21 protein-coding genes are annotated in these 24,677 nt (G+C 69.5%); 13 read left to right on the plus strand and 8 right to left on the minus strand.

The window, feature by feature from the left end:
• Positions 1-3 precede the first annotated feature (3 nt).
• From asnB to E8D38_RS16750, 6 genes are all read left to right on the plus strand, one after another.
• On the plus strand, positions 4-1,929 hold the full coding sequence (gene asnB, locus E8D38_RS16725; RefSeq protein ID WP_140633327.1) for an asparagine synthase (glutamine-hydrolyzing): 1,926 nt from the start codon (positions 4-6) through the stop codon (positions 1,927-1,929).
• A complete protein-coding gene (locus E8D38_RS16730; protein ID WP_140633330.1) occupies positions 1,926-3,149 on the plus strand; it encodes a TIGR03087 family PEP-CTERM/XrtA system glycosyltransferase in 1,224 nt (407 codons plus the stop codon). The genes asnB and E8D38_RS16730 overlap by 4 nt, the downstream gene beginning before the upstream one ends.
• Positions 3,146-4,462 carry a nucleotide sugar dehydrogenase gene (locus E8D38_RS16735; RefSeq protein ID WP_140633333.1) on the plus strand — a complete coding sequence of 439 codons (1,317 nt, stop codon included), beginning with the start codon at positions 3,146-3,148 and terminating at the stop codon, positions 4,460-4,462. Before E8D38_RS16730 ends, E8D38_RS16735 begins: the two co-directional genes overlap by 4 nt.
• Positions 4,463-4,556: 94 nt before the next feature.
• On the plus strand, positions 4,557-5,813 hold the full coding sequence (locus tag E8D38_RS16740) for a glycosyltransferase (protein WP_246099534.1): 1,257 nt from the start codon (positions 4,557-4,559) through the stop codon (positions 5,811-5,813).
• A 7-nt stretch (positions 5,814-5,820) separates the two neighbouring features.
• Positions 5,821-7,212, plus strand: coding sequence for an O-antigen ligase family protein (locus E8D38_RS16745; RefSeq protein WP_140633336.1), 1,392 nt, complete (start codon positions 5,821-5,823; stop codon positions 7,210-7,212).
• Positions 7,212-8,171 carry a polysaccharide deacetylase family protein gene (locus E8D38_RS16750; RefSeq protein ID WP_219851768.1) on the plus strand — a complete coding sequence of 320 codons (960 nt, stop codon included), beginning with the start codon at positions 7,212-7,214 and terminating at the stop codon, positions 8,169-8,171. The genes E8D38_RS16745 and E8D38_RS16750 overlap by 1 nt, the downstream gene beginning before the upstream one ends.
• Positions 8,172-8,195: 24 nt before the next feature.
• On the opposite strand, the gene E8D38_RS16755 is transcribed toward E8D38_RS16750, so the two are convergent.
• From E8D38_RS16755 to E8D38_RS16780, 6 genes are all read right to left on the minus strand, one after another.
• Complete coding sequence (locus E8D38_RS16755; protein ID WP_140633342.1) at positions 8,196-10,037, minus strand: asparagine synthetase B family protein; 1,842 nt, start codon at positions 10,035-10,037, stop codon at positions 8,196-8,198.
• 8 nt (positions 10,038-10,045) lie between these two features.
• Entirely contained in the window at positions 10,046-10,942 is an 897-nt protein-coding gene (locus E8D38_RS16760) for a hydrolase 1, exosortase A system-associated (protein WP_140633346.1), read from the minus strand.
• Positions 10,935-11,837: a hydrolase 2, exosortase A system-associated gene (locus E8D38_RS16765; protein WP_140633349.1), complete on the minus strand. Its 903-nt coding sequence runs from the start codon at positions 11,835-11,837 to the stop codon at positions 10,935-10,937. Before E8D38_RS16765 ends, E8D38_RS16760 begins: the two co-directional genes overlap by 8 nt.
• Positions 11,834-12,079, minus strand: a complete 246-nt coding sequence (locus tag E8D38_RS16770; protein ID WP_140633352.1) for an acyl carrier protein — start codon at positions 12,077-12,079, stop codon at positions 11,834-11,836. Before E8D38_RS16770 ends, E8D38_RS16765 begins: the two co-directional genes overlap by 4 nt.
• Positions 12,080-12,213: 134 nt before the next feature.
• Positions 12,214-13,470, minus strand: a complete 1,257-nt coding sequence (locus E8D38_RS16775) for a polysaccharide pyruvyl transferase family protein (protein WP_140633355.1) — start codon at positions 13,468-13,470, stop codon at positions 12,214-12,216.
• Positions 13,467-14,354: a glycosyltransferase family 2 protein gene (locus E8D38_RS16780; RefSeq protein ID WP_140633358.1), complete on the minus strand. Its 888-nt coding sequence runs from the start codon at positions 14,352-14,354 to the stop codon at positions 13,467-13,469. Before E8D38_RS16780 ends, E8D38_RS16775 begins: the two co-directional genes overlap by 4 nt.
• Before the next feature lie 180 nt (positions 14,355-14,534).
• Here E8D38_RS16780 and E8D38_RS16785 point away from each other — a divergent pair, with 180 nt between their 5' ends.
• The 7 genes from E8D38_RS16785 (at position 14,535) to E8D38_RS16815 (ending at position 21,998) form a co-directional block, all read left to right on the plus strand.
• Positions 14,535-15,818, plus strand: coding sequence for an NAD(P)H-dependent oxidoreductase (locus E8D38_RS16785; RefSeq protein ID WP_140633361.1), 1,284 nt, complete (start codon positions 14,535-14,537; stop codon positions 15,816-15,818).
• Between the two features lie 44 nt (positions 15,819-15,862).
• Positions 15,863-16,657 (plus strand): sugar phosphate nucleotidyltransferase, encoded by a 795-nt coding sequence (locus tag E8D38_RS16790; protein ID WP_140633364.1) that lies wholly within the window; start codon positions 15,863-15,865, stop codon positions 16,655-16,657.
• A 7-nt stretch (positions 16,658-16,664) separates the two neighbouring features.
• Positions 16,665-17,318: a PIG-L deacetylase family protein gene (locus E8D38_RS16795; protein ID WP_140633367.1), complete on the plus strand. Its 654-nt coding sequence runs from the start codon at positions 16,665-16,667 to the stop codon at positions 17,316-17,318.
• Positions 17,319-17,448: 130 nt separating this feature from the next.
• Positions 17,449-18,768 (plus strand): glutamate-1-semialdehyde 2,1-aminomutase, encoded by a 1,320-nt coding sequence (locus E8D38_RS16800; protein WP_140633370.1) that lies wholly within the window; start codon positions 17,449-17,451, stop codon positions 18,766-18,768.
• 36 nt (positions 18,769-18,804) lie between these two features.
• A complete protein-coding gene (gene rfbG, locus E8D38_RS16805) occupies positions 18,805-19,884 on the plus strand; it encodes a CDP-glucose 4,6-dehydratase (protein ID WP_140633373.1) in 1,080 nt (359 codons plus the stop codon).
• An 8-nt stretch (positions 19,885-19,892) separates the two neighbouring features.
• Positions 19,893-20,420 carry a dTDP-4-dehydrorhamnose 3,5-epimerase family protein gene (locus E8D38_RS16810; protein WP_140633376.1) on the plus strand — a complete coding sequence of 176 codons (528 nt, stop codon included), beginning with the start codon at positions 19,893-19,895 and terminating at the stop codon, positions 20,418-20,420.
• A gap of 318 nt (positions 20,421-20,738) precedes the next feature.
• Positions 20,739-21,998, plus strand: a complete 1,260-nt coding sequence (locus E8D38_RS16815) for an apiosidase-like domain-containing protein (RefSeq protein ID WP_181179182.1) — start codon at positions 20,739-20,741, stop codon at positions 21,996-21,998.
• Positions 21,999-22,027: 29 nt separating this feature from the next.
• Here E8D38_RS16815 and E8D38_RS16820 read toward each other — a convergent pair whose 3' ends face one another.
• On the minus strand, positions 22,028-23,617 hold the full coding sequence (locus tag E8D38_RS16820) for a lipopolysaccharide biosynthesis protein (RefSeq protein WP_342779552.1): 1,590 nt from the start codon (positions 23,615-23,617) through the stop codon (positions 22,028-22,030).
• A 7-nt stretch (positions 23,618-23,624) separates the two neighbouring features.
• Complete coding sequence (locus E8D38_RS16825) at positions 23,625-24,614, minus strand: hypothetical protein (protein ID WP_140633418.1); 990 nt, start codon at positions 24,612-24,614, stop codon at positions 23,625-23,627.
• Between the last annotated feature and the right edge of the window lie 63 nt (positions 24,615-24,677).

Here is a 24,677-nt window from a genome sequence, read left to right on the forward strand (position 1 = left end):
CACATGTGTGGCATCCACGGTTTCTTTCAGCTCGACGGTGCGCCCGCCCAAGGCGAGTGGCTCAACCGCATGGGCAACGTCACGGTCCATCGAGGGCCCGACGACGCCGGCGGACATGTCGACGGGCGCTGCGCCATCGGCATGCGGCGCCTGTCCATCATCGACCTCTCCGGCGGCCACCAGCCGCTGTCCAGCCACGACGGCTCGCTGGTGCTGGTGTGCAACGGCGAGATCTACAACTACCGCGAGCTGCGCGCCGAGCTCCAGGCGCACGGCCACCAGTTCAAGACGCACTCCGACAGCGAGGTGGCGCTGCACGGCTATGCGCAGTGGGGCGAGCGTTTCGTCGAGCGCCTGAACGGCATGTTCGCCTTCGCGCTGTGGGACAAGCGCCGCCAGACGCTGCTCGTCGGCCGCGACCGCCTGGGCATCAAGCCGCTGTACTGGCTCAACGACGGCAAGCGGGTGGCCTTTTCCACCGAGGCGAAGGCGCTGCTCGAGCTGCCCGGCGTGGGCCGCGAGGTCGACCCCGCCGCGCTGGCCAGCTACCTCGACCTGGGCTACGTGCCGGCGCCGCTGTCGATGTTCCGCGGCATCCGCAAGCTGCCCATCGCGTCGCTGCTCAAGGTGTCGGCGGCCGGCGTGTCGGTCGACACCTACTGGCAGCCGCCCACCGCGGTGGACGCGAGCGTGAGCGCCGCCGAATGGGTGCAGCGCGTGCGTGCGCGGCTCGAGGAGTCGGTGCGCATGCAGATGGTGAGCGACGTGCCGATCGGCGCCTTCCTGTCCGGCGGCATCGACTCCAGCGCGGTGCTGGCCTTCATGGCCCGGCACAGCAGTGGCCCCGTCAAGACCTACTCCATCGGCTTCGACGGCGGCGCCGCCGAGCGCTTCTACAACGAGCTCGACTACGCGCGCCAGGTGGCGCAGATGTTCGGCACCGACCATCACGAGATCCTGGTCAAGCCCGACGTCGTGCGCCTGCTGCCCAAGCTGCTGTGGCACATGGACGAGCCCATCGCCGACAGCGCCTTCGTCACCACCTACCTGGTGTCGGAGTTCGCGCGGCGAGACGTGAAGGTCATCCTCTCCGGCGTGGGCGGCGACGAGCTGTTCGGCGGCTACCGGCGCTACCTGGGCGAGCACTACATGCGCTACATGAACTGGCTGCCGCAGCCGGCCAGGCGCAGCGCCGCCTGGCTGGCCGACCTGCTGCCCAGCGATCGGCATTCGAAGTGGCTCAACTACTCGCGCCTGGCCAAGAACTTCCTCGGCGCGGCGGCCTCGCCCTTCACCGAGCGCTACCGAGCCTACGTGGGCGTCTTCCCGCATGACGACACCGCGCAGCTCATGAAACACGCGCCGCACGAGCGCTTCGATGCCATCGCCGCGGCCTTCGAGGCCTCCGGCGGCGAAGACGCGCTGGCCCGCATGTTCGCGGTCGATGCGCGCACCCAGATGCCCGATGACCTGCTGATGCTGACCGACAAGATGACGATGGCCGCCTCGCTGGAATGCCGCGTGCCGCTGCTCGACCACGAGCTGGTGGAGCTGGCCGCGCAGATCCCGGCGCAGCACAAGGTGGCCGGCGGGGAGCTGAAGTCCCTGCTGAAGAAGGCGCTGGCCGACGTGCTGCCGCGCGAGGTGCTGTACCGCCCGAAGCGCGGGTTCGGCGCGCCGATGGGCGCCTGGATGAAGGGCGCGCTCTCCGAGATGCTCGAAGGCGCGCTGTCGCGCGAGAGCATGGAACGGCGCGGCCTGCTCCACCACGCGCCGGTGGCCCGCCTGATCGAGGACCATCGCGCCAGCCGGGTCGACGGTACCGACAAGCTGCTCGCGCTGCTCAATCTGGAGGTGTGGTGCCGCGTCTACCTCGACGGCCGCTCGTCCAGCGACGTGGCCGACGAGCTCGAGGAGGCCGTGGCATGAGGATCCTCTACGTCTGCCACCGCTTCCCGTACCCGCCCAAGCGCGGCGGCACCATCCGGCCGTTCAACATGATCAAGCACCTCGCGCAGTCGCACGAGGTGGTGGTGTGCTCGATCACCCGGTCGGACCAGCAGACGCAGGACGCGCAAGGCATCGCGCCGTACTGCCACGAGTTCCACATCGGGCAGGTCGACGACCGGGTGCAGACGCTGCGCATGGTGGCCACGCTGCCCACGCCGCAGTCGGCGTCGGAGTCTTACTTCTACAGCGGCAAGCTGCGGCGCGACATCGACCGCCTGCTCGCCGAGCAGCGCTTCGACCTCATCTTCGTGCACTGCTCGTCGGTGGCTCAGTACGTCGCGCATGTCAAGGGCATCCCGAAGATCCTCGACTACGGCGACATGGACTCGGCCAAGTGGCTCGAGTACGCGCAGCACAAGCCCTGGCCGCTGTCGTGGGGCTACTGGTGGGAAGGCACGCGGGTGCGCTCGCTCGAGAAGCGCCTCGCGAGTCGCTTCGATTTCCTGAGCACCATCACCCGCTCCGAGCACCAGACCCTGCTCGACCTGGGCGCCGACACGCCCAGCGACTGGTTCCCCAACGGCGTGGACAACGACTTCTTCGCGCCGGTGCCAAGCGTCGAGTACGACCCCGACACGGTGGTCTTCATCGGCCGCATGGACTACTTCCCCAACCAGCAGGGCATGTTCGACTTCTGCGCCGACGTGCTGCCGCTGCTGAAGGCGAGGCGCCCGTCGGTCAAGCTGCAGATCGTGGGCGCCGACCCGTCGCCGGCGGTGTGGAAGCTGGGCGAGATCCCGGGCGTCACCGTCACCGGCTCGGTGCCCGACGTGCGGCCCTATGTCACCAGGGCCGCGCTCACCGTGGCGCCGCTGCGCATCGCGCGCGGTACCCAGAACAAGATCCTCGAGGCCATGGCGATGGGCGTGCCGGTGGTGGCGAGCCAGATCGCCGCCGGCGGCGTGGACGCCGTGCCCGGCGAGCACCTGCTGGCCGGCGACACGCCGCAGGAGCAGTGCGACGCCATCCTGAGCATCCTCGACAACCCGGCCGAGCGGGCCCGGCTGTCCAGGGCCGGCCGCGAGCGCGTGCTGGCCAACCACGCCTGGCCCAATTCCATGAAGCGGCTCGACGCCATCATCGAACGCTGCGTCAAGTCCTACGTTCCCGATTCCAACCTCACCCCTCAATCGCCATGAACATCAGCATCTTCGGTCTCGGCTACGTCGGCGCCGTCTCGCTCGCCTGCCTGGCACGCGACGGCCACCATGTGGTGGGTGTCGATGTGGACCCCGCCAAGCTCAAGCTCATCTCCGACGGCAAGACCCCGGTCGTCGAGGAGGGCATGATCGAGCTGATGGCCAAGGTCGTCGGCAGCGGCCTGGTGAGCGTCACCACCGACGCGGCCCAGGCCCTGCGCGACAGCGAGGTGTCGCTCATCTGCGTGGGCACGCCGTCGGCCGCCAACGGCAGCCAGGACCAGTCGGCCGTGCTGCGCCTGGCCGAACAGCTGGGCGTGGCGCTGCGCGACATCGACCGTCCGCACACCTTCGTGTTCCGCTCCACGCTCGTGCCAGGCACGGTGGAAGACGTGCTGCGCCCCATCCTCGAGAAGGCCTCGGGCAAGCAGGAAGGCCGCGACTTCTTCGTCTGCTTCCAGCCCGAGTTCCTGCGCGAGGGTTCGTCGATCCGCGACTACGACCACCCGCCGTTCACCATCGTCGGCGCCAACAGCGCCGAGCCTGTGGCCCGCCTGAAGCAGCTGTTCGGCCACCTGCCGTGCGACTTCCACACCACCTCGGTGCGCGCCGCCGAGACGGTGAAGTACTGCTGCAACAACTTCCACGCGCTCAAGATCACCTTCGCCAACGAAACCGCGCGCCTGTGCGAAGTGCTCGGGGTGAACCCGTTCGAGGTGATGGACCTGGTGTGCCGCGACACCCAGCTCAACATCTCGCGCGCCTACATGAAGCCCGGTTTCGCCTTCGGCGGCTCCTGCCTGCCCAAGGACCTGCGGGCCACGCTGTACCTTGCCAAGCAGCACGACGTGGTGCTGCCCATGCATGCCGGCATCCTGGCATCGAACCGGGTGCACATCGACCATGCGGTCGACAAGGTGCTCGAAAGCGGCCGCCGCCGCGTGGGCATGGTGGGCTTGGCCTTCAAGACCGGCACCGACGACCTGCGCGAGAGCCCGCTGGTCACGGTGGCCGAGCGCCTGATCGGCAAGGGCCTGTCGCTGCTGGTGTACGACCCGGAAGTGCACCTGTCGAGCCTCCTGGGCGCCAACCGCCGCTTCATCGAGGAGCACCTGCCGCACATCGGCGCGCTGGTACGCAGCGACCTGGAGGCGGTGGTGGCCGAGTCCGACGTGCTGCTGATCGGTTCGTCGGACAAGCGCACCATCCAGGAGGTCAAGCGCCTCGCGCGCGCCGACCAGATCGTGGTGGACCTTGCCAACGTCGGCGAGTCCCAGGGCATGGCCGCGCAATACGTGGGGCTGACCTGGTAATGAGGCACGCGCGGGCCGAGCGCCGGGCCGCTCCCAAGCCGGCCCGCATCCCCTTGGGGGATCGTCCGGCGTACTCGCCGGACGAGGGGCAGACATGACCAGCGCGGCTGTGCTGGCTCGTGGCGCGCCGCGCGCCTGCGCACCGGCTGCTGCCGGCAGCGCGACGCTGCGCGTGCTGACCCTCACCTCGCTGTTTCCGAGCGTGGCCCGGCCGCGCCACGGCATCTTCGTCGAGACGCGGCTGGCACACCTGCTGCGTGCCCGCCCAGAGGTCGATGCCCGGGTGGTGGCGCCGGTGCCCTGGTTTCCGTTCCAGGGCAGCGCCTTCGGCCAGTACGGCCGCTTCGCCGCGACGCCGCGGCGCACCACGCGCGACAACGGCCTGCAGGTGTTGCACCCGCGCTATCTCATGCTGCCCAAGCTCGGCGTGGCGATGCAGCCCGACAACATGGCGCGCGCCGCGCTGCGCGACATCGCGGCGCTGGCGCGCACCGGCTGGCAGCCCGACCTCATCGACGCGCACTACTTCTACCCTGACGGCGTGGCCGCTGCCATCGTCGCGCAACGCCTGGGCCTGCCCTTCGTCGTGACCGCGCGCGGCACCGACGTCAACGTGCTGGGCCGCCTGCCCGGCAGCGGCGAGCGCATCCGCTGGGCGGCGCAACGCGCCGCGGCCGTTGTGGCGGTGTCCACCCGGCTGAAGGAGGCGCTGGTCGAGCTGGGCGTCGAGGCGGCCAAGGTCACCGTGCTGCGCAACGGCGTCGACTTCGAGCTGTTCCAGCCAGAAGACCGCAGCGCGGCGCGGCAGGCGCTGGGGCTGGCAGGCCCGGGCCGGCTGGCCGCCTGCGTCGGCAACCTGGTGCCCGAGAAGGGCTTTGCGCTGGCCATCGAGGCGCTGCCATCGCTGCCGCAGTGGCAGCTGGTGCTGGTCGGCGAAGGGCCGCAGCGCGGCGAGCTCGAGGCGCTGGCGCAGCGCCTGGGCGTGGCCGGGCGGGTGAGCTTCCGGCCGTCGATGCCGCAGCAGGCGCTGCGCCGCGTCTACTCGGCAGCCGACGTGCTGCTGCTCACTTCGTTGCGAGAGGGCTGGCCGAACGTGGTGCTCGAGGCCATGGCCTGCGGCACACCGGTGGTGGCGGTGGACGTGGGCGCGGTGGGCGAGATGATCACCCGGCCCGAGGTCGGCCGCATCGTCGCCACGCGCGACCGCGACACGCTGGCGGCCGCGGTGCAGGAGCTCTTCGTGCAGCCGCAGGCGGCTGCACTGGTGCGCACGCATGCCGCGCAGTTCGACTGGGCCTCGGTGTCGCAGGGCCAGTGGGACCTCTTTTCCGCGCACGCACGCGGCCGCTGAGCGGGCGATGTTCTACGCAGCGGCCTTCGCGATCTTCGCCGTCGTCTGCACGGTGTTCGCCTTCAAGCGCCATCCGGTCTGGGGCCTGTACTTCTACATGGCCACCATCTTCGTGTTCCCGCCCGGGCGCTGGTGGGGCGTGTTCTTCGGCGGCATGCGCTGGGCGCTGTTCTCGGCACTGGTCACCGCACTCGCCATCGCCTTCCACAAGGGCAAGCTGCGCGACAAGCCGCTGTGGCTGTCGAACGGCGCGGCGGTGCTGCTGGCGCTGTATGCCGCCTGGATGTGGCTGCAGACGCCGCTCGCGCTCGACGTGCCCGACCACCTGAACGGCACGGTGCTGTACAGCAAGTACCTGCTGGCCTTCTGGTTCGTCTACCGCATCGCCGACACCAAGGAGAGCCTGCGCGACGTGATGTTCGGCCACCTGATGGGCTGCGCGCTGCTCGGCGTCTTCGCGTACACCACCGGCCGTGACGGCAACCGCCTCGACGGCGTGGGCGGCCCCGGCATCGACGACTCCAACACGCTGGGCATGTACCTCGTCACCGGGCTCATGGTGGGGGTGGGGCTCGTGCTCACGCAGAAGGGCTGGCGGCGCTGGTTCGCGCTCTTCTGCATGGCCCTGGCGGCCGAAGGCTTCGTGCTGGCCAACAGCCGCGGCTCCTTCCTCGGCCTGGTGGCTGGCGGGCTGGTCATCATGATGTGCAAGGCCAAGACCCACCGCCGCCTGTTCTGGGCTTTTGCGGCCGCCGGGGTGGTGGGCCTGTTCTCCATCCTCGACGAACACTTCATCGACCGCATGTTCACCATCGGCGATGTCACCTCGCAGGAAGAAGACGCCGACACCAGCGCCCGCTCGCGCGTGGTGGTGGCCGAGGCGCAGCTGAAGATGTTCGCCGACCATCCCATCGGCGTGGGGCACCGCGGCACCGCGGTGCTCAGCACGAAATACCTCGACCCGAAATGGCTCACGGTGGACGCGAGCGGCGACCCGTCTTCGGCCGCCCGGTCGTCGCACAACACCTTCCTGAGCGCGCTGGTCGAGCAGGGCATCCTCGGCGCCATCCTGTTCCTGAGCCTGGTGCTGTGGATCGTGGCGGCCGGCCTGCGGGTGCGGCGAATGCGCGGGCCGCAGCACGACCCCGAGCTCGCCACCCTGGGCGCTTCCATCGTCGGTGGGCTGATGGTGATCCTGGTGTCGGGCAACACGGCCGACTACCTGCTCGCCGAGAACCAGTTCTGGCTGCTCGCGTTGCTGGTGTCGGTGCTGCAGATGAACTCACCCGAAAGCAAGCGGTCCGGCTTCGCGCGTGCCGCGCCAGCCGGCCAGCGGCCGCCGGCCCCGACGCGAACTCCCGAGTTCGCCCGACCGCAACACCAGCCACAACAACGATGATGCTGCGCCTTCCTCTTTCCGTCGCCTCGCCCGCCGGCGCGCGCGGCCGCCTGAGCATCCTGATCTTCCATCGCGTGCTGCCCGCACCGGACCCGCTGTTCCCGGACCTGCCCGATGCCGCCGCGTTCGAGACCCGCATGCGCTGGGTGCGCGACTGGTTCAACGTGCTGCCGCTGGGCGAAGCGGTCGAGCGGCTGTATGCCGGGACCATCCCGCGGCGCGCACTGGCCATCACCTTCGACGACGGCTATGCCGACAACGAGGAGCTGGCTGCGCCGATCCTGAAGCGGCTGGGCATGAGCGCCACGTTTTTCGTCTCCACCGGCTTCCTGGGCGGCGGCTGCATGTGGAACGACCGGGTCATCGAAGCGGTACGCGCCTGCGAGCAGCCGGTGCTCGACCTGCACGCCATCGGCCTGGACGTCTATCCGGTGGCCACTGCCGCCGAGCGGCGGCAGGCCATCGACTTGGTGCTGGGCCGCATCAAGCACCTCGACCAGGCGCAGCGCCAGGCCACCGCCGATGCCATCGTGGTGGCCGCCGGCAACAAGCCCTCGCCGCCGCTGATGATGCAGCCGCAGCAGGTGCGCAGCCTGCGGGCCATGGGCATGGAGGTGGGCGCGCACACTGTGACGCACCCTATCCTCACCCGCCTGGGCGCCGACGCGGCCTGGGCCGAGATGCATGAAGGCAAGGCCGCTCTGGAGGCCATGCTCGGCGAGCCGGTGGAGCTGTTCGCCTACCCGAACGGCGTGCCGCAGCAGGACTACGCGGCCGAGCATGCGGCCATGGCCAAGGCCTGCGGCTTCAAGGCCGCGGTGTCCACCGCCTGGGGAGCGGCCTCGATGCGGTCCGACCGCTTCCAGCTGCCGCGCTTCACGCCGTGGGACCGCAGCCGGCTGCGCTACGGCGCACGGCTGCTGACCAACTTCAAGCGCGCGGAGGCGCGCGCCGCCTGACCCTGCTGCGCCCCGCCGGGCCGTTCAGAGCTTGCGGGAGTCGAGCCACAGGCCCAGCATCATGAGGATCCACACCATGGTGCCGAAGTAGCCCGGGTGTTCCTTCAGCTTCACGTCGAGCAGCTGGTTCACGAACTGCGGCCGCACGATGCCGCGCGGCTTGAGCAGGTTGATGCTGTCGACCGCGAGGTCGAGCAGCGGCTTGTGCTCCAGCAGCCAGTGGCCCACCGGCAGGCCGAAGCCGTGCTTCTGCTTGGTGATGATTTCCGGCGGCAGGAAGTCGAGCAGCGCCTGCTTGAAGAACCAGCGCAGCTTGGTGCCGCGCAGCTTGAGGTCCGAAGGCAGCTGGCGCGAGAAGTCGATGATGCGGTCGTCCAGCAGCGGGAAGGTCACGTCCACGCCGGCCAGGTTGCACATGTGCGTCACCTTCGGCAGGTCGCCGTCGGCCAGGATGAAGCGCAGGTCGATGCCCAGCATCTGGTTGATGAGGCTGTCGCCGGCGAACGGGGCATGTGCCTCGGTGAGCAGCTGGCGAGGGTGGCCGGTGTCGATGGCTGCCTGGAACTCCGGCGTCAGCACCTCGCCCACGCCCAGGTGCTGCAGCAGGTTGTAGGACTCGTAGCGCGCCGGCATGGCGGGCCTGGCCTGCTCGACGTAGCTGCGCAGCTTGCGCAGCGGGGCCAGGGCGCCCACGCCCGGCAGCGACACCAGCGGCTCGATCAGGCCGCCGCGCAGCGCCGAGGGCACGCGCCCGTAGAGGCCGAGCAGGTGGTGCTTCGCATAACGCTCGTTGCCGCCGAACAGCTCGTCGCCGCCGTCGCCGGCCAGCATGCGCATCACGCCGTTCTCGCGGGCCACGCGGGCGCAGTGGTAGGCCGGCACCGCCGATGCGTTGCCGAACGGCTGGTCGTAGGAGGCTGCCACCTTGGGCAGCGTCTCGACCACGTCCTTCGGCGTCACGTAGTACTCGCGATGGTCGCAGCCGAAATGCCGGGCGGCGATGCGGGCGTAGGCGGTCTCGTCGTAGCCCGGCACGTCGAAGCCGATCGAGAAGGTGCGTGCGGGCTGGCCGCTCACCCGACCCAGCGTGCCGCTCACCGTGGAGCTGTCGGTGCCGCCGGACAGGAAGGCGCCGCTCGCAGCGCCGTCGGCCGCCTCGCGCACCGACGCCTGCAGCAGCTCGGTGAACTGGCGCTTCAGCTCGTCGACCGGCAGGTCGAGTTCCTCGGTGAAGCGCATGCGCCAGTAGGGCCGCGGCTGCGCCGCGGTGGAGCCGGCGCCGAACTCGATGCAGTGGCCGGGCGGCACACGTTGCATGTCGGCATACACCGTCTGCGGGCCCGGCACCACGTGGTAGTAGAGGTAGTCGTACAGCGCCTGCGACGACAGCGTGCGTTTCGCGCCGGGGAAGCCCGCCAGCAGGTCGAGCGTGGTGGCAAAGGCCAGCGCGTCGCCCACGCGGGTGTAGACCAACTGGTGCACGCCGATGCGGTCGACGGCCAGCAGCCCGCGCTGCCTGCGGCCGTCCCAGGCGGCGAGCGCGAAGTCGCCGCCGATGTCGGCCAGCGCCTCCTTGCCGCGGGTGATGAGGGCACGGGCCAGTTCGGCCAGGTCTGCATTGCGCGAGCCGCCCCCGCCCAGCAGTCGCGGGTGCCCGGCCACCGCGAGGAACAGGCCGTCGACCTCGACCAGGCGCGGCCGCGCCACGCTGCCGAAGACCGCCAGGCCTGCCGCCGGGAAGGCGCGGGACTCCACCGACTCCACCGGGATGGGGCTCGCGCCGAGCATGCGCTGCAGCACCTCGCCGGGTGCTGCGCCTGCGCCGTCGGCAGCGCCTTCCGTGAACCAACCGCAAAGCCCTCTCATGCTCGCCCTCACTGAGTTTGTTGTCGCGTGCCCAGCGTCCTGAGCCAGGCCAGCGTTTCGTCTTCGACGCGCTGCAGCCAGCTGCGGGTCGAGAAGGTGTGATCCGACTCCGGCAGGTCCACGCGGTGGATGTTGGGCTTGTCCAGCAGGCCCTTCCAGGCGGCATCGGAGGCCGCGTACTGCAGGAACTCCTTGGCGGTCAGGTCGTTGCCGCTCAGCACCAGCAGCACCCCGCCGCGAAAGCGCGCCAGGCCGCGTGCCATGCGCGTCTGGAACGAGGCATGGTCCGCCGGGCTGCTTTTCAGGTAGTGCCGGCGCGCGCCTTTCAGGTTGTCGAGCAGCGAGCGCAGCGAGTCGCGCCAGTCGATGCCGCCGCGCAGCAGCTTGGCCCAGAACTCGCGCTGCAGCAGCCGCGCGCCGTAGTAGTGCTTGACCTGCGCCACCGCCAGCGTGGCTTCGCTGCGGGCCCAGGGGTTGGCGGCCACGATGCCCGCCACGCGCGCGTCTTCGGTGGCGAACATCAGCGCCGCCGAAGCGGCATCGCACAGCCCCCACACCACGACCTGGCGCACGCCGGGGCAGGTGCCCCACATCGCGTCGACCGCTGCGCGCAGGTCAGGGCCGGCGCCTTCGAAGCTGCGCTGGTCACCTGGGCTGTCGCCCATGCCGCGGTAGTCGAAGCGCAGCACCGGGTAGCCGGCGGCGGCCAGCCGGCGCGCGAGCAGCACGAACTGCCGGTGACTGCCCACACGGTATTGCGGCCCGCCCACCGCGATGACCACCGCAGTGGTCGCCTGCGCCACGCCCGCCGGCGGGCGCGAGACGATGCCCCACAGCGAGCAGCCCTCGCATTCGAAGCCCAGCACTTCCTCGATCGGGCCGGCTGATGGCGTTGCCTCAGCCATGAGCAGCTCCATGGGCCAGCCCGCCGCTGCCGGCGGCGAGCAGCGTTGCCGCCCCGCGCGACGAGGGCGGCGCGGCATTCATGCAGGCGCGGCTGCGTTGCAGCAGCGCCTCGCACGCCTCGATTTCCTGGGTCTGCCAGAACAGCGGCCCGTGCAGCGCCTCCAGCTCCACGTTCACGCCGCGCTCTCGCAGGCGGTCAGCGGTGCGGGTGGCGGCAGGGGAGGGCTCGGGGTGTTCGTCGGCCGACAGCTCGAACCACACCACGCGAGCGGCAAAACCTGCCGGCAGGTCGAAGCCCGCCTGGTCGAGGCCGCCGGCGAGGGCGGGCGAGAGTTCGTAGCCGCCCACCTCCACGGTGTGGCCGGAGCGCAGCATCTGGGCCGGCGTCTGCTGTTCGCCCGAGCCCTTGGCCGAACCGACGATGCGGGCGCCGGCATGCAGGCGCAGGAACTGCTGCAGGTGCTGTGCGCCCGACACCGCGGGCTGCCACAGCAGCAGGTTCACCTGGGGGCGCCGCGCCAGCAGGGGCGGCGCGAGCAGGGCTCCGCCGCGCAGGCACCACAGCCAGGTGGGCGCCGCGGAGCCGTCGAGGGGTGAGAGCTCGGCCTCGAGGTCTTCGATCCATTCGGCCCAGCTCGCATCGCGGAATTCGCCGGCGCTGTCGCCGCAGCCGGCGAGGTCGCGTTGCACCACGCGCCACCCGTCGGCGGCGAGGCCGCGGGCGAGCAGCGCGCACATGCGCCGCGACTTGTTCATCTCTTCTGCGAAGGCATGCGCCAGCACCACGGTGCCGCGCGCCTTGCCGCCGGCCGGCTCGCTGACCAGCCTGAACCGCAGGCCCGTGGCGCCGGCGACGAAGGCCGCCGACTGGACCACCGGTTGCGCGGGATTCACAGCTTGGACTGCACGAAGTCGACGAGGCTGCTCACCGACGCGAAGGTGCGTCCGTCGACCTCGTCGTCGTCCACCACGATGCCGAAGCGTTCTTCGAGCGCGGTGAGGATGGACACCACCGCCATCGAGTCGAGCTCGGCGATGCTGCCCAGCAGCGCGGTGCTGCCGGTGAGCTCGACGCCCGAGGCTTCGAGGTTCAGAACCGACCGCAAGGTCTTGATGACTTCCTGTTCGACGTTCACAGCGTGGATCCAATCGGTTGCCTGGCGAGCCCCGCGCCGGGCGCTGCGGTGCAGCGGTTTGCAGGGCCTTCAGAAGAGCGAGATTGTAGGGAGCCACCCCCTTGCGACCACCCCTCGCACGGGTGGTGCGGGTGTCATCGGCCGGCGGCCGGAATGAGTGCAGCGAGCCGGTCGAAGCGCAGGTCGAGCTGCGCACGGAACTCGGCGGTCTTGTAGCGGATGTGGGCGCGCAGGGCGTCCTGTTCGTGCAGCGCCCGGTCGATGCGGGCCTGCAGGTGCTCGGCCTGCACGTCGTGCATGTCGAGCAGGTAGTCGCCCAGGCCGATGTCCAGCATCTGGCGCTGTACCTTGCGCGCGTAGGACACCGCCACCACCGGCGCGCCGGCCACCAGCGCGAGGATCACCGCATGCAGCCGGGAGCCGACCACCACCAGTGCATCGGCCACTTCATGCATGTATTCGTCCACCGTCCTCGCGTCCATCACGCGGGTGGCGGCAACGTCGCCCTTCATGCGTTCCTTCACGCGATCGATGATGGGCGGGTCCATGCGGGTCTGGGAGCAGACGAAACGCACCTCCACCGATTGGCGCTGCAGGTGGTCGGCCGCGGCGGCCAGTGCCGCGAGATAGGCCTCGTAGGGCTCTATGCCGCCTGGCCAGGCGTTGCGGGCGATCGGGCTGATGACCGCGAAGCGGCCGGAGGCCGCGTGCGCCGGGGGCGGCTGCAGGTGGAAGGCCGGGTCGGGACAGACGTCGATGTCGGCCTGCAGGCCCATCGCACGCAGGGCGTCGAGCGAGCCGGCGTCGCGCAGCACCCGCATCTGCGCGCGCTGCAGGGCCTGCTTGCAGAAGGCGGTGCCCAGCCGCGTGAGCAGCTGGTCGACGCCGACGCCGAACACCGCAGCCGGCTTGTGCTGGCGCTGTGCCGCGGCGGTCCAGGCGAGCAGGCGGAAGGGCTGTTCCCAGGGGCCGCCCCAGAAGTCGTCGATCTGCCCGCTGCCCGACACCAGCAGCATGTCGAGCTCGCGCATCTGGCGGTGGATGCGCCAGGCGGACAGGCAGCGCGCCACCGGAGCGGGCAGCCGATCGAAGGTGATGCCGGCATCGGCGGCGGCCGGCACCGCCTGCACCGAGCCGTTGACGTGCGGCACCAGCATGCCGTGCTCGCAGGACAGGTGGCGCGCACGGATGCCGAAGGTGCGCACTGCGTCTTCGGGCGCGGTGCACAGCCCTATGAATTCGAGCTCGGGACGGCGCGCGGTGAGCGCCTGCATGACGGCCATCTGGATCGCGGTGTCGCCCAGGTTGGCGCTGGCATACATGCCCAGCAGGCCGACGCGCACGCGCGCCTCGGGCCGCGGGCCGGCCGACAGTTGAAGAGGGTGGATCATGGTGCGGGCTGCGGGCCGACCGCCGAGCGCATTTCGCGCCACAGGTGGGTGCGGTCCCAGGCCAGGAGCCGCAGCGCGGTGCGGAACGCCTTGAGCTTCTCGTTGAACCCGATCGGCGCACGCGCGATGCAGCAGAAGTTGTCGAGGTGGCGCCGGCCGTGGATGAAGCGCATGGGCGCCCGGGCCAGCGGGTCGTAGACCCGCTGGATCTGCAGCGGCGTCAGCATGGAAGTGAAGGTGCCCTTGCCCTGGCGGCGGTGGAGCAGCACGTCGGGCAGGAGCTTCAGGCGGCCGTGCAGCGCGAGCTCGGACATCAGCGCCATGTCGCCCGACGGGTAGAGGCGGTCGAGCCCGGTCTTGCGCAGCACCTCGGTTCGCACCACGCCGCACATCGCGTTGTTGAGCGTCATGCCGGTGCACACCGCGGTGAAGCGCTCGCTGGGGGCGGGCATCTGCACGTCGATGTCACCCTGGAACACCTCGATGGGGCGTTCGGTTTCATCCATCAGCTGCGTGTGGCCATAGCACAGGACGATGCCCGGGTCGGCCTCCAGCACGTCGACGCAGCGCTGCAGCATGGTGGGTGCGTGCAGGTCGTTGGCGGTCGCCCATTTGAAATAGCGGCCGCGCGCCAGCTCGACCAGGCAGTTCCAGTTGCGGGGGGCGCCGATGTTCTGCGGGTGGCGCACGTAGCGCACGCGCGCGTCGCGCAGCGCCAGCGCCTCGCACAGCGCCTGGGTGCCGTCGGTTGAGGCGTTGTCGGCAATGATGAGCTCGAAGTCCGGCAGCGACTGGGCCAGCAGCGACTCGACGGCCCGCGCCAGGAAGCGCTCGCCGTTGTAGACGGGGATGCCGATGGAGACGAGCGGAGCCGGGGACGTCATTGTTCTTGCGACTTTCGCTCGCGGGAAAGCCTGTCAGCGAAGACTGCTTCGATATGAGTTCAGTCTAGCAAGCGACCCCGCCAGGAGTGCACAAAACAAGGGGGTTGTCCCCCGACTCCGGGGGGAGCGATGCGCTATCGCATTTGAGATAGTCACGACTCGAATGAGAGAGGGGCTCCGATGATCATCGTCGACACCGCGCTGGCGAAGCGCGCTGCAGCGGGCAACCCCGTCCGAGTGGCGCTGGTCGGCAGCGGCTACATGGCCCGGTGCATCGCGCTGCAGATGGTCACGGCCGTGCAGGGCATGCGCCTGGTGGCCATGGCCAACCGCACCCTCGAGAAGGCCGAGCGCGCGTACCGCGACGCCGGCGTGGACGACGTGGCGCGCGCCTCGACGGCGGCACAGCTCGAGCAGGCCATCGCACGCAACCAGTATGTGGTGACCGACGACGCGTTCGCCCTATGCCAGTGCGGCCTGGTCGACGTCATCATCGAAACCACCGGCCATGTCGAGTTCGGCACCCAGGTGTGCTTCGAGGCCATCCGCAACGGCAAGCACGTCATCCTGCTGGGCGCCGAGGTCGATGCGTCGGTCGGCCCCATCCTCAAGACCTATGCCGACCGCGCCGGCGTGGTCTACAGCTACACCGACGGCGACGAACCCGGCGTCGGCATGAACCTGTACCGCTTCCTCGACAGCATGGGCTACGAGCCGGTGCTGATGGGCCAGCTGAAGGGCTTCCTCGACCGCTACCGCAACCCGGACACCCAGCGCGAGCTGGCTGCGAAGCTGGGCCAGAACCCGGCGGTGCTGGCCTCGTTCGCCGACGGCTCCAAGCTCGCGCTCGAGGCGGCCATCATGGGCAACGCCACCGGCTTCGTGCCGCAGGTGCGCGGCATGAAGGGCTACCCCTGCGCCGACATCAAGGACATGCTGAAGATGGTGTCGCCCGACGACTTCGCCCGCGAGGGCCTGGTCGAGTACGCGCTGGGCGCGGCGCCGCACACCGGCGCCTTCGTCATCTGCCGCAACGAGCACCCCGAGAAGCGCAAGCTGATGGCCTATCTCAAGATGGGCGACGGGCCGCTGTACATGTTCTACACGCCCTATCACCTGCCGCCCTGGCAGATCCAGCACTCGGTGGCACGGGCGGCGCTGTTCAACGACCCGACCATCACGCCGCGCGGCGCGCCGGTGTGCGACACGGTGGCCTATGCCAAGCGCGACCTCAAGGCGGGCGAGCGGCTCGACGGCATGGGCGGCTTCACCTGCTACGGCCTGGTGGAGCGCTACGAGGTCTGCCAGCGTGAGAACCACCTGCCGATCGCCGTGTCGCTCGACTGCCGGCTCAAGCGCGACATCGCACGCGACCAGCCGGTCACCTATGCCGATGTCGAGCTGCCGAAGGACCGGCTGGTGGACCGCCTGCGCGTCGAGCAGGTCCAGCGTTTCGGCCGCTGACCCCACGGGCCGCGGCCCATTGTTCAAGAAGTACGGGAAGCACCATGAAAGTCGTCTTGTTCTGCGGGGGTCTGGGAACCCGCCTGCGCGAGCACTCGGACACCATTCCGAAGCCGCTGGTCAACATCGGATACCGCCCGATCCTGTGGCACCTGATGCGCTACTACGCGCACTTCGGCCACAAGGACTTCATCCTGTGCCTGGGCTACCGCGGCGACATGATTCGCGAGTTCTTCCTGAACTACAACGAGTGCCTGACGAACGACTTCGTCATGTCCGAAGGCGGCAAGAAGGTCGAGCTGCTCAAGCGCGACATCGACGACTGGCGCATCACCTTCGTCGACACCGGCCTGCATGCCAACATCGGGCAGCGCCTGTTGCGGGTGCGCAAGTACCTCGAGGGAGAGGAAGCCTTCCTGGCGAACTACGCCGACGGCCTGACCGACCTGCCGCTCGATGCGCACATCGCCGACTTCAAGCGCCAGGAGAAGGTCGCCAGCTTCCTGGCGGTGCGCACCTCGCAGAGCTTCCACTGCGTGCACTCGAACGACGACGGCCTGGTCACCAGCTTCGGCCAGCTGAGCGGCTCCGAGTTCTGGATCAACGCCGGCTACTTCGTCTTCCGCCACGACATCTTCGACTACATCGAAGAGGGCGACGAACTGGTCGAGCAGCCGTTCCGCCGGCTGATCGACAGGCAGCTGCTCACCGTGAACCGCTACAGCGGCTTCTGGCAGCAGATGGACACCTTCAAGGAAAAGATCACCTACGACCGCATGGAAGCGCAGGGCAACTGCCCGTGGATGGTCTGGAAGGGAAACGGCCCCAACGGCCGCTGATCCGCGCATGCTCGACCTTCGCTTCAACCTCCCCGGCGGCCGCGCGCCGCGTTTCCTGTTCATCGGCGCGCACTGCGACGACATCGAGATCGGCTGCGGCGGCACGGTGGTCGAGCTGCTGCGCCGCTACCCGGGCGCCGAAGTGCACTGGGTCGTGCTGAGCTCGGGGGCCGAACGCGCCGCCGAAGCCCGCGAGGCCGCCGCCCTGATGCTCGAAGGAGTGAAGAACCCGAACGTGGTGGTGAAGGACTTCCGCGGCGCCTACTTCCCTTCGGAGGCGCCCGCCATCAAGGACTACTTCGAGGAACTCAAGGCCCTGCAGCCGGACGTGGTGTTCTGCCATGCCCGTGAGGAGCTGCACCAGGACCACCGGGTGGTCGGCGAGCTGGCCTGGAACACCTTTCGCAACCACGTCATCCTCGAATACGAGATCCCCAAGTACGACGGCGGCCTCGGCTCGCCGTCGGTGTTCGTGCCGCTGTCGGCCGACACGGTGCGCCGCAAGGTCGAGGTGCTGATGCAGGTGTTCAGGACGCAGCACTCGAAGCAGTGGTTCACGCCGTCCACCTTCGAGGCACTGATGCGGCTGCGCGGCATCGAGTGCAATGCGCCGAGCGGCTATGCCGAGGCCTTCTACTCGCGCAAGCTCATGCTGACATGACCACCCGCGTAGCGCCTGCGGCGCACCCCCTCGAGGGGGCGCCCCCTGTGGACCGGCGAAGCCGGATCCACGGCGGCCACTTGCTTGGGGCGCAGGCGTTGTGCGAAATGTTTGGCAATGGATCACTGAGATGACCAACCGCAAGACCTTCGACCGCTCCAACGAGCTGCGACCGCGCTTCCACCAGCTGATTCCCGGCGGCTGCCACACCTATGCCAAGGGCGACGACCAGTACCCCGAAGGCATGGCGCCCTACATCGTGCGCGGCGAAGGCTGCCGGGTGTGGGACGTCGACGGCAACGAGTTCATCGAATACGGCTCGGGCCTGCGCGCGGTGACGCTGGGCCATGCCTATGCGCCGGTGGTCGAGGCGGCGCGGGCGCAGCTCGGGCTGGGGGCCAACTTCGTGCGGCCGGCCGCCATCGAGCTCGAATGCGCCGAGGCCTTCCTGGAGTTCGTGCCGCGCGCCGAGATGGTCAAGTTCTGCAAGGACGGCTCCGACGCCACCTCCGGCGCGCTCAAGCTCGCGCGGGCCCACACCGGGCGCGACATGGTGGCCATCTGCGCCAACCACCCGTTCTTCTCGGTGGACGACTGGTTCATCGGCGCCTCCGGCATGCCCGGCGGCATTCCGCAGGCGACCCGCGAGCTGACCGTCAAGTTCAACTACAACGACCTCGCGAGCCTCGAGAAGCTGTTCGAGCAGCACCCTGGCAAGCTGGCCGCGGTGGTGCTCGAGGCCGAGAAGGAGACCGCGCCCGCGCCGGGCTTCTTCGAAGGCATCCGCAAGCTGTGCGACCGGCATGGCGCGGTGTTCATCCTCGACGAGATGATCACCGGCTTTCGCTGGCATGCCGGCGGTGCGCAGGCCCGCTACGGCATCGAGCCCGACCTGTCCACCTTCGGCAAGGCCCTGGCCAACGGCTTTTCGGTGTCGGCGCTGGCCGGCAAGCGCGAGCTGATGCGCCTGGGCGGCGCCGACCACGACCGCGAGCGGGTGTTCCTGCTGTCCACCACCCACGGCGCCGAAACCCACGGGCTCGCCGCCGCACTGGCCACGATGAAGGTCTACCGCGACGAGCCGGTGATCGACACGCTGTGGCAGCGCGGCAGCCGGCTGGCCGCCGGCCTGCGCGAGGCTGCGGCCTCGGCCGGCGTGGCCGAGCAGGTGCCCATCCTCGGCCAGCCCTGCTGCCTGGTGTTCGGCTCGCGCGATGCGTCGGGTCAGCCCTCGCAGCCCTTCCGCACGCTGCTGATGCAGCAGCTCATCCACCGCGGCGTGCTCGCCACCTCGCTGGTCGTGAACTACTCGCACACCGAGGCCGACATCGACCAGACCGTCGATGCCTTCGCCGCGGCCTTCCAGGTCTATCGCCGCGCGCTCGACGAAGGCATCGACAAGCACCTCGTCGGCCGCCCGGTGCAGCCTGCCATCCGGCGCTTTGCCTGAGCCGCTTCCTCTTTCCCCTGATCCCTCACCACAACCATGCTGAACCCCGCATTCTGGAAAGGCAAACGCGTGTTCGTCACCGGACACACCGGCTTCAAGGGAAGCTGGCTGTGCCTGTGGCTGAACCACCTGGGCGCCCAGGTGACCGGTTACGCGCTCAACCCGCCCAGCGATCCCAACCTGTTCGAGATGGCCCGCGTGGCCGAAGTGTGCGACTCGCACCACGGCGACGTGCGCGACCTGGCATCGCTCGAGGCGGCGCTCACCGCAGCCAGGCCCGACATCGTGATCCACATGGCGGCCCAGTCACTGGTGCGCTATTCCTACGAGCACCCGGTCGAGACCTTCTCGACCAACGTGATGGGCACGGTGCACCTGCTCGACGCGGTGCGCCGCGCGCCGTCTGTGAAGGCGGTGGTGGTGGTGACCTCCGACAAGTGCTACTACAACGAGGAATGGGTCTGGGGCTACCGCGAGGACTCGCGCCTGGGCGGCCACGATCCCTACAGCGGCAGCAAGGGCTGCGCCGAACTGGTGGTCACCTCCTACCAGAACTCCTTCTTCAGCGCCGAGCGCCACCAGGGGGCGGCGGTGGTGGGCAGCGCACGCGCGGGCAACGTGATCGGCGGCGGCGACTGGGCCCTCGACCGGCTGGTGCCCGACATCATGCGGTCGCTGCTGAAGGACGAGCCCACGCTGATCCGCAACCCGCAGGCCACGCGCCCCTGGCAGCACGTGCTGGAGCCGCTGCACGGCTACCTGATGCTGGCCGAGCGCCTGTTTGCCGACGGCCATGCCTTCGCCAGCGGCTGGAACTTCGGCCCGCCCGAGGAAAGCGAGCGAACGGTGGGCTGGATCATCGAGCAGCTCTACGACATGTGGGGCGTGGGCTTCGAATGGAAGCGCGATGCCAACCCGGGTCCGCCCGAAAGCACCTTCCTGAAGCTCGATGCATCGAAGGCGCGGGCCCACCTCGGCTGGCGCCCGAAGCTCGACCTCAAGACCACGCTGCGCTGGATCGTCGACTGGACCCGCCGCTACCAGGCCGGTGACGACATGCGCCAGGTGAGCCTGGCCGACATCGAGCGGTTCATGGCCATCGCGCCCAACGCCTGAAGGCGGCCATGATCTTCACGCCCATCCCCATCGCCGGCGCCTACCTCGTGGACCTGGAGCCGCGCGTGGATGCACGGGGCTCGTTCGCCCGGGCCTTCTGCCAGCGCGAGTTCGAGGCGCAGGGCATCACCTTCCATGTGGCGCAGTGCAACCTGGCGCGCACGCACCAGGCCGGCGTGGTGCGCGGCCTGCACTACCAGGAACACCCGCACGAGGAGCAGAAGCTCGTGCGCTGCGTGGCCGGCGCGGTGCATGACGTGCTGGTCGACATGCGGCCGGCGTCGCCCAGCTACCGGGCGGTGTATTGCGCGCGGCTCGATGCCGCGAACCGGCAGGCGCTGTTCATCCCGGCCGGCGTGGCGCACGGCTACCAGGCGCTGGAAGACGGCACCGAGTTCCTCTACATGACCGACGCGTTCTACGTGCCGGGCGTCGAGAAGGGCGTGCGCTACAGCGACCCGGCCATCGCGGTGGCCTGGCCGCTGCCGCCGCGCGACGTGGCCGAGCGCGACCAGCAGTGGCCGCTGCTGGCCTGAGCTGAACCCCCTGCCGAATCACCGATGAAGAACAGCACCCGCCGCCGCCTGTCGATGGCTGCGGCCCTGTTTGCCGCCACTCGCGGGCTCGTGGCCTGCGGAGGATCTTCGCCCGCGGAGTCCGAAAAGCCTTCGCCGCCGCCGACGCCCACGCCGGTGCCCTCTCCCACACCGACGGCCACACCAGCGCCGTCGCCGACGCCTTCACCGACGCCCTCGCCGACGCCGTCGCCTACCCCCGGGCCGACGCCATCGCCCGCGCCGTCGCCCACCCCCTCGCCGACGCCGTCCCCCACGCCAGCACCGCCTCCCGGGCCGGTGGCCTTCCCGCTCGCCATCTCGCCGAACCGGCGTCATCTCGTCGATGCGAACGGCCAGCCGTTCTTCATCCACGGCGACACGCCGTGGTCGCTCGAAGTGCAGTGCACCCATGCGCAGATCGACACCTACCTGAACGACCGGCAGGCCAAGGGTTTCAACGCGATCCTGTTCGAGTGCTTCGAGCACTACTTCAGCAGCCAGACGCCGCCGTGGCGCAATGCGCAGTCCGGCGCGAATCCGTTCACCACGATGACGGACTTCACGAAGCCGAACGAGACCTACTGGCAGACGGTCGACTACATCGTCAACGGCGCCAGGTCTCGCGGCATCGTGTGTTTCATCACCCACACCTACCTCGGCTTTGGCGGCGGCTCTGGCGCGCCGGGCGACCAGGGCTGGGACGGCGAGGTGCGGCAGGCCCCCAATGCGAGCCTGCAGGCCTTTGGCGCCTTCCTCGCCAACCGCTACCGCCAGGGCAACATCGTCTGGGTGGCCGGCGGCGACTACAACCCGCCGGATCCGGCCAAGCAGTGGAACATCCACACCGGCATCCGCTCGGTGCGCACCACCGACCTCATGACCGGCCACGGCGGTCGCAACACGGAAGCCTGGACGGTCTGGAACGGGCAGCCGGGGTTCAACCTCAACAACATCTATTGCGGCGGCGACGGCATCAGCTACGACGATGCGGCCGCGGCCTATGCGCGCAGCGGGCCGGTGCCGTTCTTCCTGATCGAGGGCGCCTACGGCAACGCACAGACCGATGCGCAATGCCGCCTGCAGGCCTACCAGGCGCTGTTGTCGGGCGCCTGCGGGCACTTCTTCGGTACCTTCCCGCTGTGGGGCTTCGGCGAGCCCAATGCCAACGGCGGCATCGGCGCGGCCGCCGCACTGCGCGACTTCCTCAGCACGCCGGTCACGCTGCAGATGGGCCATGTGAAGGCGCTGTTCACCGCCTACCCCTGGCAGCTGCTGGTGCCGCGCACCGACAGCAGCCTGGTCACCAGCGGCCTCGGCTCGGGCGCCTCGCGCATCTGCCCGGCACGTGCCGGCGACGGCAGCTTCGCGATGGTGTGGGTGCCCGGCACGGGCAGCATCACGGTCAACATGGCGGCCCTCGCGCCGGCGAACGTGCGCGCCCGCTGGTATCGGGCCACCACCGGCACGTATGCGGCGGTGGGCAGCTTCTCGAACACCGGTTCCCGCAGCTTCACGCCGCCGGGTGCCGAGTCGGTGCTGGTGCTGGACGCCGGCTGAGCGCGCTTTCCTGCCGGCGTCACGGGCCCCTACGCGCCTTCCTGCGCCGGCTTGCGCAGCAGCTCCTGCAGCTTGCGCACCACCAGGGTCTCGACCGACTCCGGCTTGCCCGACAGCAGCCACAAGGCGGCCACGATCAGCGGGTACAGGACGGCGCCCACCGGCACGGCCACCATCAGCGCGACCACCGCGCCGCTGAGGCTGTCGCCGCTGCCGGCGGCCTGGGCGGCGGCATGCACGCCCCAGCCCATCAGGCAGCTGGCCACCAGGGGGCGCCAGAGGTTGGCCAGGTAGCCGGCCACCGGCAGGTGCAGGGTGCGAAAGAGGATGGGCAGGCTCACCGCCAGGCTTCCCAGGGCGGCGATCAGCTCGGCATAGGCCACGCCCATCAGCCCGTAGTCGCCGACGAACAAGGCCACCATGGCGGCCAGCAGCGCCAGCCGCGTGAGCAGGATCACCGTGGTGAGGCGCGGCCGCCCGAGCGCGATGTAGGCGGCGATGTTGTTCGACGTGATGGCCGACACGGCCCCGGCGAACGCGAGCACCTCGATCACCGGTGCTGCCTCGCCCCACTGTTCGCCCAGCAGGAGGCGCACCACCGGGCCTGCCAGTACCGCCACCCCTACGCACACCGGCAGCACCAGCATCAGGATGGCTGCGGTGGCGTCGATGCAGGTGCGGCGAAAGGCGGGCAGGTCGTTCACCAGCCGCGAGTAGCCGGGGAACATGGCGCGGTTGATCGGCGCCACGAGCTCGGTGTGGGCCAGCTGCGCGATCTCGGAACCCACCGTGTAGGCGCCCAGGGTCTGGGCGCCGAAGGAGCGGCCGACGAAGAAGTGCGGCACCTTGCTCAGCACCACGCTCGCGATGTTGTTGACGAGCAGCCAGCCGGAAAACGAGAACAGCTCGCGGGTGCATTGCAGCGACAGGCGCGGACGGAAGGGCTGCATCGCATAGCTCAGCACCACGCCGACGATGCGGCCGGTGGCCATGCCGATCACCAGCGCCCAGTAGGAGCGGAACAGCAGTGCGGCGCCGATGGTCACGCAGAAGGTGACCATGCGCTTGGTGGCCAGCAGCCGGAATTCGGTGGCGAAGTCCATGTTGCGGCGGAAATTCACCGTGCCGACGTTTTCGAAGCCCGACAGGAACCAGGCCGCGCCGATGGCCAGCATCACCGCGACCAGCCGCGGGTCGCCGTAGAAGGCCGAGGCAGGAAGGGCCAGTGCTGCTGTCACCACGGCGCCGCCCGCGGCCACCAGGATGTTGAGCGTCCAGGCGGTGTCGTAGTGCTCGCGCTGCGGGTCGGCCTTCTGGATGAGCGCGATCTCGAAGCTGAAGGCTGTGGCGAGCTCGATGACCGCGATGATGGACATCGCCATGGCCACGAGTCCGAAGTCGGCCGGCAGCAGCAGGCGCGCCAGGATGATGGTGCTGACGATGCCGATGGACCGATCGACCAGTCGGAAGAGCACCATCCATGCGGCGCCCTTGGCAATTTCTCCTCTCACACCAGCGTTCCTCTGAGTCGATCGACGAAAGAGCGGCGAGCGTAGCAGCGATGCGGCTCGCAAGTGTGTACGGCACGGCGACGTTGCCCCCGCGATCGGGGGATGCACCGTTCGTTCAGGGGTCCTGGATCTTCTGGCGCGAGACGATCAGTTCGTCGTACCAGGTGTACGCCGGCGCATGGACCTGCGACGAGCTCTTGCCGGTGTTGTAGGGCAGCAGCCAGACCTTGCCGAACTTCTGCCCTTCGCCGGGCGGGCCGGCGGTCAGGTTGTACGGGCCCCACTCGACCACCAGCTGCGAGGGTTTGCCCTCGCGGGCGATCCACAGCGACACCTCGCTGCCGATGAACTCGTTGCCCACGCGCGGGCCCGGCTTGATGCGGATCTGGAAGGTCATCCATTCGTCGGCCGCGTAGCCGACGCAGTTGCCCGCCGGTGCGAAGAAGCTCTTCGGCGTGCTGCGGCCCTGCGAGTAGAGGCAGTAGGGCGCCGGGCGGCCGTTCTGGATCTTGAAGTCGGAGCCGCCGAACGGCTGGTAGAAGCCGTCGTAGGGGCCGTGCGAGGCCGAGCCGGTGCAGGAGTTGTAGAGCACCGGCACGCCTTCTTGCGCATAGTTGAACAGCACCACCTCGAGCGGCGAGCAAGACGGCGCAATGCGTCCCGGACGGTCGCCGGTGCCGATGATCACCTGCTTGAAGCCGCCGCCGCCCTGGTACCTGGCGGCGAGCAGTTCGGGGCTGAAGCGTTGGCGCCACTGGACGAAGAACTCCTCGCCGTCGGCAAACTGCACCGACAGGTCGTTGGCGAAGTTGGTGAAGTAGCTGCCCGAGGTGTTGGCGCCTGACTGCGGCGGGATGGTGAACTTCAGCGAGCCCGAGCCGGAGGCCTTGACCGTGGTGTCGATGGCCGGCGTGGCCGCGCCGGTGAGGATGCCAGAGGCATCGCCCGAGCGTCCGGCAATGGTGGCGGGCTCGTCGAAGCCCACGCACTTGACGACCCCGGGTTGGGCACAGCGGGCCTGGAAGTCGGGGCCTGCCGCCGCGGCTGCGGCCATTGCGCCGCAGGCCGCGAGGCTCGCCGCGAGGGCTTGCGTGAATCGCTTCATGGCGTGCGATCGTACAAGCACGCCCAAGAAAAAAGCCCCCGCATCGCGGGGGCTCCGGTGGTC

This window comes from Methylibium rhizosphaerae (assembly GCF_006386545.1).
GTDB lineage: Bacteria > Pseudomonadota > Gammaproteobacteria > Burkholderiales > Burkholderiaceae_C > Pseudorivibacter > Pseudorivibacter rhizosphaerae.

What these genes read in the sequence shown, in the direction of transcription:
- asnB (WP_140633327.1), top strand. Translation starts at nt 4, where the DNA reads ATGTGTGGCATCCACGGTTTCTTTCAGCTCGACGGTGCGCCCGCCCAA.
- E8D38_RS16730 (WP_140633330.1), top strand. Translation starts at nt 1,926, where the DNA reads ATGAGGATCCTCTACGTCTGCCACCGCTTCCCGTACCCGCCCAAGCGC.
- E8D38_RS16735 (WP_140633333.1), top strand. Translation starts at nt 3,146, where the DNA reads ATGAACATCAGCATCTTCGGTCTCGGCTACGTCGGCGCCGTCTCGCTC.
- E8D38_RS16740 (WP_246099534.1), top strand. Translation starts at nt 4,557, where the DNA reads ATGACCAGCGCGGCTGTGCTGGCTCGTGGCGCGCCGCGCGCCTGCGCA.
- E8D38_RS16745 (WP_140633336.1), top strand. Translation starts at nt 5,821, where the DNA reads ATGTTCTACGCAGCGGCCTTCGCGATCTTCGCCGTCGTCTGCACGGTG.
- E8D38_RS16750 (WP_219851768.1), top strand. Translation starts at nt 7,212, where the DNA reads ATGCTGCGCCTTCCTCTTTCCGTCGCCTCGCCCGCCGGCGCGCGCGGC.
- E8D38_RS16755 (WP_140633342.1), bottom strand. Translation starts at nt 10,037, where the DNA reads ATGAGAGGGCTTTGCGGTTGGTTCACGGAAGGCGCTGCCGACGGCGCA.
- E8D38_RS16760 (WP_140633346.1), bottom strand. Translation starts at nt 10,942, where the DNA reads ATGGCTGAGGCAACGCCATCAGCCGGCCCGATCGAGGAAGTGCTGGGC.
- E8D38_RS16775 (WP_140633355.1), bottom strand. Translation starts at nt 13,470, where the DNA reads ATGATCCACCCTCTTCAACTGTCGGCCGGCCCGCGGCCCGAGGCGCGC.
- E8D38_RS16780 (WP_140633358.1), bottom strand. Translation starts at nt 14,354, where the DNA reads ATGACGTCCCCGGCTCCGCTCGTCTCCATCGGCATCCCCGTCTACAAC.
- E8D38_RS16785 (WP_140633361.1), top strand. Translation starts at nt 14,535, where the DNA reads ATGATCATCGTCGACACCGCGCTGGCGAAGCGCGCTGCAGCGGGCAAC.
- E8D38_RS16790 (WP_140633364.1), top strand. Translation starts at nt 15,863, where the DNA reads ATGAAAGTCGTCTTGTTCTGCGGGGGTCTGGGAACCCGCCTGCGCGAG.
- E8D38_RS16795 (WP_140633367.1), top strand. Translation starts at nt 16,665, where the DNA reads ATGCTCGACCTTCGCTTCAACCTCCCCGGCGGCCGCGCGCCGCGTTTC.
- E8D38_RS16800 (WP_140633370.1), top strand. Translation starts at nt 17,449, where the DNA reads ATGACCAACCGCAAGACCTTCGACCGCTCCAACGAGCTGCGACCGCGC.
- rfbG (WP_140633373.1), top strand. Translation starts at nt 18,805, where the DNA reads ATGCTGAACCCCGCATTCTGGAAAGGCAAACGCGTGTTCGTCACCGGA.
- E8D38_RS16810 (WP_140633376.1), top strand. Translation starts at nt 19,893, where the DNA reads ATGATCTTCACGCCCATCCCCATCGCCGGCGCCTACCTCGTGGACCTG.
- E8D38_RS16825 (WP_140633418.1), bottom strand. Translation starts at nt 24,614, where the DNA reads ATGAAGCGATTCACGCAAGCCCTCGCGGCGAGCCTCGCGGCCTGCGGC.